Below are 6,075 nucleotides of genomic sequence, written 5' to 3'. Positions count from 1 at the left end.
GCCCGAGGTCGCGCAGCGCCTGCGCGGCCTTCAGCGCCGCCGTGCGGCACTCCTCGTCGACGGGCAGCCCGGTGGACCGCTTCTGGCGCAACGCACGGGCCCACACACTGCACGAGCCCGTGTCCCACCGTCTGCGCGACGTCGGGGACTACTTCCTCAACGGCGCCCACCCGCCGTTCACACTGCCCGCCTGACCTGCCAAATCCGTCCCGGGATCGGTCCGCCCGCACATCGCCCGGAGAGCCCATGTCTCAATGGGCGAGATGAGGCAGTCCATCATGCGAACACCCTCTTGGGAGAAGCGCGAGCTTCTGCCACGATCCCTATCAGCCAGGTAGGAAAACTAGGGATCAGGGGGTGGCCATGACATCGTTCGACTGCACCGGCCGGGCGCTGCCCCTGCTGACCTCGCGCCGTCACATCGATCTCGGCCGTACCTCCAGCGCCTTCTGTCGGCCTTTCTGACGCCACAGCAGCTGCACTTCTCCCGCATCAGCGCTGACATCCCGTCCGGCCGCCGCACCCGGCGCGCCTGACACCCCGGCTCGCCGCTCCCCCACTCCCCCGCGCTCCGTCACCCCGCCCGCCACGGCTCCAACGCCGTCGGCGGCCGAGGTGCGGTGTGCAGGCGCAGGCGGAAGGCCGTCGTCCCGACCGCCCGTCATGCTCCGCACTCTCCGTTTCCCTGAAAGGACACCCCGTGTCTGCCGCAAGACCGCTCGCCACACTGCGCATCGTCGCCGCCCTCGCCGCCCTGCCTCTCCTGCTCACCGCCTGCGGCTACGGTTCCGAGGCCACCGACGACGACGGCGGGCAGACCCCGGTGGCGGCGGACGCCAAGAAGCTCTCCGCCGACGAGGTCAGCATCGGCTACTTCCCCAACCTCACGCACGGGACCGCCCTGGTGGGCGTCCAGGAGGGCCTGTTCCAGAAGGAACTGGGCGGCACCAAGATCAAGGCGTCCACGTTCAACGCCGGCCCCTCCGAGATCGAGGCGCTGAACGCCGGCTCCATCGACATCGGCTGGATCGGCCCCTCCCCCTCCATCAACGGCTACACCAAGTCCAAGGGCAAGAACCTGCGCATCATCGGCGGTTCGGCGTCCGGCGGCGTGAAGCTCGTGGTCAACCCCGAGAAGATCAAGACCCTGGACGACGTCAAGGGCAAGAAGATCGCCACCCCTCAGCTCGGCAACACCCAGGACGTCGCGTTCCTCAACTGGATCGCGGAAAAGGGCTGGAAGGTCGACGCGCAGAGCGGCAAGGGCGACGTCTCGGTCGTGCGCACCGACAACAAGATCACCCCGGACGCCTACAAGTCCGGTTCCATAGACGGCGCCTGGGTGCCGGAGCCGACCGCGTCCAAGCTGGTCGCCGAGGGCGCCAAGGTGCTGCTGGACGAGTCGACGCTGTGGCCGAACAACCAGTTCGTGATCACGAACATCATCGTGTCGCAGAAGTTCCTCAAGGCGCACCCGGACGTCGTCGAGGCCGTGCTGCGCGGCTCGGTGAAGACCAACGAGTGGATCAACGCCAACCCCGACAAGGCGAAGGCGTCCGCCAACGCGGCGCTGGAGAAGCTGTCGGGCAAGGCGCTGCCCGCCGCCGTCCTCGACCCGGCCTGGAAGTCCATCTCCTTCCTCGACGACCCGCTGGCCGCCACCCTCGACACCGAGGCGCAGCACGCCGTCAAGGCCGGTCTGCTGGACAAGCCCGACCTGAAGGGCATCTACGACCTCGCGCCGCTGAACAAGGTCCTCAAGGCCGCGGGCAAGCCCGAGGTCAGCGACGCCGGTCTCGGCGCCGAGTAGCCAGAGCCCACCACAACAGAACAGCTCCCAGGAGGTGACGACCATGGCCACCACGATCGCCCAGGCTGCCGAGAACGCCACGGCGGCGACCTACGCCGCCCGCATCGCGCACGTCTCGAAGTCCTTTCCCGCCCCGGGCGCTCCCGGCGGACATCAGCTCGTGCTGGACGACATCACCCTCGATGTCGCACCCGGCGAGTTCGTCACCCTCCTGGGGGCCTCCGGCTGCGGCAAGTCCACGCTGCTCAACCTGGTCGCGGGACTGGACCGGCCGTCCGCCGGCTCGATCGCCACGGACGGCCGGCCCGCCCTGATGTTCCAGGAACACGCCCTGTTCCCCTGGCTGACCGCGGGCAAGAACATCGAACTCGCCCTCAAACTGCGGGGGATCGCCGCACCCGAACGCCGCCAGGAGGCGGAACGGCTCCTGGACCTCGTTCGGCTGCGGGGCGCGCACGGCAAGCGCGTGCACGAACTCTCCGGCGGAATGCGCCAACGCGTGGCACTGGCCCGGGCGCTGGCCCAGGACAGCCGACTGCTGCTGATGGACGAGCCGTTCGCGGCCCTCGACGCCATCACCCGTGACGTGCTGCACGACGAACTGACCCGTATCTGGCGCGAGACGGGAGTGTCGGTCCTCTTCGTCACGCACAACGTGCGGGAGGCCGTGCGCCTCGCCCAGCGGGTGGTGCTCCTGTCCTCACGGCCGGGGCGCGTCGCCCGCGAGTGGACGATCGGCATTCCGCAGCCGCGCCGCATCGAGGACAGCGCGGTCGCCGAGCTGTCCGTCGAGATCACCGAAGAACTGCGTAGGGAGATCCGCCGACATGGCCAGCACTGACAGCGGCATCGCCGTCGACGAGGACGGTCACCCGCGAGCCGGGCGCTCCGGGGACCCGCACGACCTGACCGGGCTCGAGGCCGGACTCGACGCGCTGGACACGGTGCAGACGCGTCGAACGCCGCTGCGCGAGACCCTGCTGCACAAGGTGCTGCCGCCCGTCACCGCCGTCGTCCTGGTCCTGGCGGTCTGGCAGTTGCTGGTGTGGTTCGAGGTCGCCCCCGACTACAAGCTGCCCTCGCCGGCCGACGTGGGGAGCGAGATCCGCGACGCCTGGCTGCAGGGCGCCCTGCTCGACTACATCTGGACCAGTGTCTCGCGCGGGCTGCTCGGCTTCCTGCTGGCGCTCGTCATCGGCACCCCGCTGGGTCTGCTGGTCGCACGGGTGCGGTTCGTCCGGGCCGCCATCGGCCCCATCCTGTCGGGACTGCAGTCGCTGCCGTCGGTGGCCTGGGTGCCGCCCGCGGTGATCTGGCTGGGTCTTGACGACTCGATGATGTACGCCGTCATCCTGCTCGGCGCGGTGCCCTCCATCGCCAACGGCCTGGTGGCGGGCGTGGACCAGATCCCGCCGCTGTTCCTGCGGGCCGGGCGCACCCTGGGCGCGACCGGGCTGCGCGGGGCCTGGCACATCGTGATGCCGGCGGCGCTCCCCGGCTATCTGGCGGGTCTGAAGCAGGGCTGGGCGTTCGCCTGGCGGTCGCTGATGGCCGCCGAGATCATCGCCTCCTCGCCCGACCTGGGCGTCGGTCTCGGTCAGCTGCTGGAGAACGGACGCAGCAACTCGAGCATGCCGCAGGTGTTCCTGGCCATCTTCCTGATCCTGCTCGTCGGCATCGCCATCGACCTGCTGATCTTCAGCCCGCTGGAACGACGGGTCCTGCGCGGCCGGGGTCTGCTGGTGACCCGCTGACCCGAGGAGGGCCGACGCAGAGCTTCTCGCGGGGGACGGGGGAACTTCCCAGCTTCTCCTGGACCTGGTCGAGATCCGCGAGGAACCGGTCGGGGTCCTTCGTCGCGCCGGTCGCGTAGTCGAGGACGGCCCGGTAGAAGGCGGCCGACACGTCGGGCGTCATCGCGTCGGCCGCGCCGAAGCACAGGGTGTAGCCGGAGTGCGGCCGGAGCATCCCGGCTATCCGCTGCTGGACCGAGGTGGCGTAGCGGGTGACGTGACCGTCGGCGGAGAAGGCCGCGCCCGCCTCCTGGTCCACCCACAGCTGCTGGGCCCTCGTCCCGGCGAGGAAGGCGATGAGCGCCTCGGCGCCCGGGTTGTCGTCGGTGAACATGCCGACGAAGTCCGCCGAGACCTCCAGCCTGCGCGTCGCGGAGGAGGTCACGAAGTCGTGGTCGTCTTTCCCGTCGAAGCCCATGGCGGACAGCGCGCCGTGCGCGAGGGAACACCTGGGCGGCGTCGTGGTCATCCCGGCGGCCGCCTCGCCGAAGTTGCGGACGGCCGCGCCCCGCACGCCGGAGCCCATGAGGGCGCGCCAGGCGGTCCACGCCTCGTCGAGCTGGGGCGACCTCCACTTCTCGCCTCCGGTCAGCCACTTCGTGTAGAAGTCGACGCCGGCCCGGGCGAGGAGGAGGTCCGCGATCCAGTCCGCGCCCGGCCAGCCGGAGGTGGGTCCGGACTCCAGTCCCAGGCACCAGACGCCGGGGGTGTCGCGATCGGGCGGCGCGGACGGTCCGGTCGCCGCCTTCGCGAACCAGGCGAGGCTCTTGACGTCCACTTTGACGGGCACGGCGTACACCTTGCCCCGCACCGCGGCCAGCCCGCGGAACGGTTCCAGATAGGCGCCGGTGGGCACGTCCAGCGGCTGCAGGCGCCGTTCCTTCCCGTTCCCCTTCTCCACGTAGCCGTGGACGGCTCCCACGCTCGGCAGCATGGCGAGGTCGGGCGGCGCCCCGGCCGTCACGGCGGCGTCGAGCTGCTGGGTCAGGGCGCGGGTGACCTGCACGTCCACCTGGATGCCGGTCTCCTGCTCGAACGCCGTCAGCACCGCGTGGAAGGCCTGGAACTCGTCACCGGACCAGGGGATCATGATCGTCACCCGCTCGGGCGGGGACCCGCCGCCGCAGCCGGCCGCGGCCAGCAACAGGCCGAGGACCAGGACACAGCGCGCGAACCGCGCCGTCAACGTCTGCTTCATGGGCGCGGAAACCTGTACTCGGCGAGACGGGGCCGGTAGCCGAGGTAGGCCAGCACCGCGGCGACCGCGAGGAGGCCCAGCGTGAGCGCGGTGGTCAGCCAGTGCCCGAGCAGCGGGGTCTGGTGCAGGGCCAGGGTGTCGTGTCGGCTCAGCCGACTCGCGGTGATCCCCGCCGCCGCGGTGGCGGCCAGGGCGACGACCAGGCGCAGGCCGACGAAGCGTCGGAACCGCCGCGCGACGACGTGTCCGGTCGCCAGGACGCAGACGAGCATCACGGCCGTCGGCCCGACGAGCAGGGAGTGGACGTAGACCGGGTTCAGCCAGCGCGACTGTCTCTGCGCGTCGAGGGCTTCGTTCTGCAGGTCCTTCAGATCGGTGAGGGAGGCGGTGAGACCGCCCGTGCCCGGGATCCACTCTCCCGTTCGCGGGTCCTTGGCCCGTGGGGCGGTCAGGGCCAGCCGGGCGGCGTCGAGGACTCCGGGGCCGCTGCGGGCGTAGTCGCGCACCGCCGTGTTGGCCAGCTGCAGGCAGGTGGTCAACTGGCCCTGGACGTACTCGAACTGGGTGCGTCCCCGGTTGCCCGCCGCGTTGCCCGCGGCAGCCGAGGTGACGAGGGTGTTCACCCGCGCGGTGTCGTTGGCGAACTCCGTGCCCGTGCCGATCAGGGTGACCTGCCGGGTGGCGGCGACCTTCGCGAGGGCCGCCTCCGCCGCCACGGCCGTACCGCGCGCCTGCTCGATGTCCTCGACCGCGGCCTCGGTGCGTCTGGCGGCGGCCATCTGCTCTCCGGCCTGGGCCGACACCAGCAGGTACGACAGCGCCGTGGCCGCCACCATGGCGAGGACGCCCGCCCTGAGCCACCGCAGCACGGTGACGGGGTGGACCGCGCGCACCCGCCGGCGTCCGACGGACGCCCTCTCGCGGAAGGACCGCCGGGGCCGGACCGCCGGGGCGCTCACGGGGCGTCCACCGGCCCGCCGTCCGGCCCGCGGTCCGGCTCGTGCGCCGGAGCGTCTAGGCGGTGACCGCACTCCTCGCAGAACGTCGCCGAACGCGTCGACGGCCTCGTGCCGCACCGGGGGCAGAGGCGGACGGCGTCGTCGGGGGGCGGTGAGCTGACCGCGTCGACCGGTGGGGCCACGGTCCTGGTCGAGTCGAGTCCCAGTCGTGGGAACCGGCCCGGGGGGCGGAGCCGGCGGGGCAGCCGGAGCGACGCGGGGGGCCTGGCGGCCACCGACCCCCGCAACCCCACCCCCGCCGGGTCGGCGGGCGCC

The 6,075-nt window shown here is 71.6% G+C and carries 6 protein-coding genes and 1 pseudogene; 5 read left to right on the top strand and 2 right to left on the bottom strand.

The annotated features are described in order from the left end of the window. The 5 genes and pseudogenes from ABT300_RS40360 to ABT300_RS40340 all read left to right on the top strand — a co-directional run. Positions 1–194, top strand: a pseudogene (locus ABT300_RS40360) (acyl-CoA dehydrogenase family protein); the annotation flags it as partial. Between the two features lie 169 nt (positions 195–363). Continuing rightward, positions 364–465, top strand: coding sequence for a putative leader peptide (locus ABT300_RS40355; RefSeq protein WP_351687063.1), 102 nt, complete (start codon positions 364–366; stop codon positions 463–465). Between the two features lie 235 nt (positions 466–700). Continuing rightward, entirely contained in the window at positions 701–1,810 is a 1,110-nt protein-coding gene (locus tag ABT300_RS40350; RefSeq protein ID WP_351687060.1) for an aliphatic sulfonate ABC transporter substrate-binding protein, read from the top strand. A 43-nt stretch (positions 1,811–1,853) separates the two neighbouring features. After that, the gene (locus ABT300_RS40345) at positions 1,854–2,651 is read left to right on the top strand and encodes an ABC transporter ATP-binding protein (protein WP_351687057.1); all 798 of its coding nucleotides are present in this window, start codon (positions 1,854–1,856) and stop codon (positions 2,649–2,651) included. Beyond that, the gene (locus ABT300_RS40340; protein ID WP_351687055.1) at positions 2,638–3,564 is read left to right on the top strand and encodes an ABC transporter permease; all 927 of its coding nucleotides are present in this window, start codon (positions 2,638–2,640) and stop codon (positions 3,562–3,564) included. Before ABT300_RS40345 ends, ABT300_RS40340 begins: the two co-directional genes overlap by 14 nt. On the opposite strand, the gene ABT300_RS40335 is transcribed toward ABT300_RS40340, so the two are convergent. Both ABT300_RS40335 and ABT300_RS40330 read right to left on the bottom strand, forming a co-directional pair. Then, a complete protein-coding gene (locus tag ABT300_RS40335) occupies positions 3,509–4,801 on the bottom strand; it encodes a hypothetical protein (protein ID WP_351687052.1) in 1,293 nt (430 codons plus the stop codon). The genes ABT300_RS40340 and ABT300_RS40335 overlap by 56 nt on opposite strands. Next, positions 4,798–5,760 (bottom strand): hypothetical protein, encoded by a 963-nt coding sequence (locus tag ABT300_RS40330; RefSeq protein ID WP_351687049.1) that lies wholly within the window; start codon positions 5,758–5,760, stop codon positions 4,798–4,800. Before ABT300_RS40330 ends, ABT300_RS40335 begins: the two co-directional genes overlap by 4 nt. Positions 5,761–6,075: the final 315 nt, after the last annotated feature.

Source organism: Streptomyces sp. NPDC001027, from assembly GCF_040299045.1.
Lineage (GTDB): Bacteria > Actinomycetota > Actinomycetes > Streptomycetales > Streptomycetaceae > Streptomyces.
Note: the sequence above shows the minus strand (reverse complement) of the source record. Positions and strands in the feature narration are given on the sequence as shown.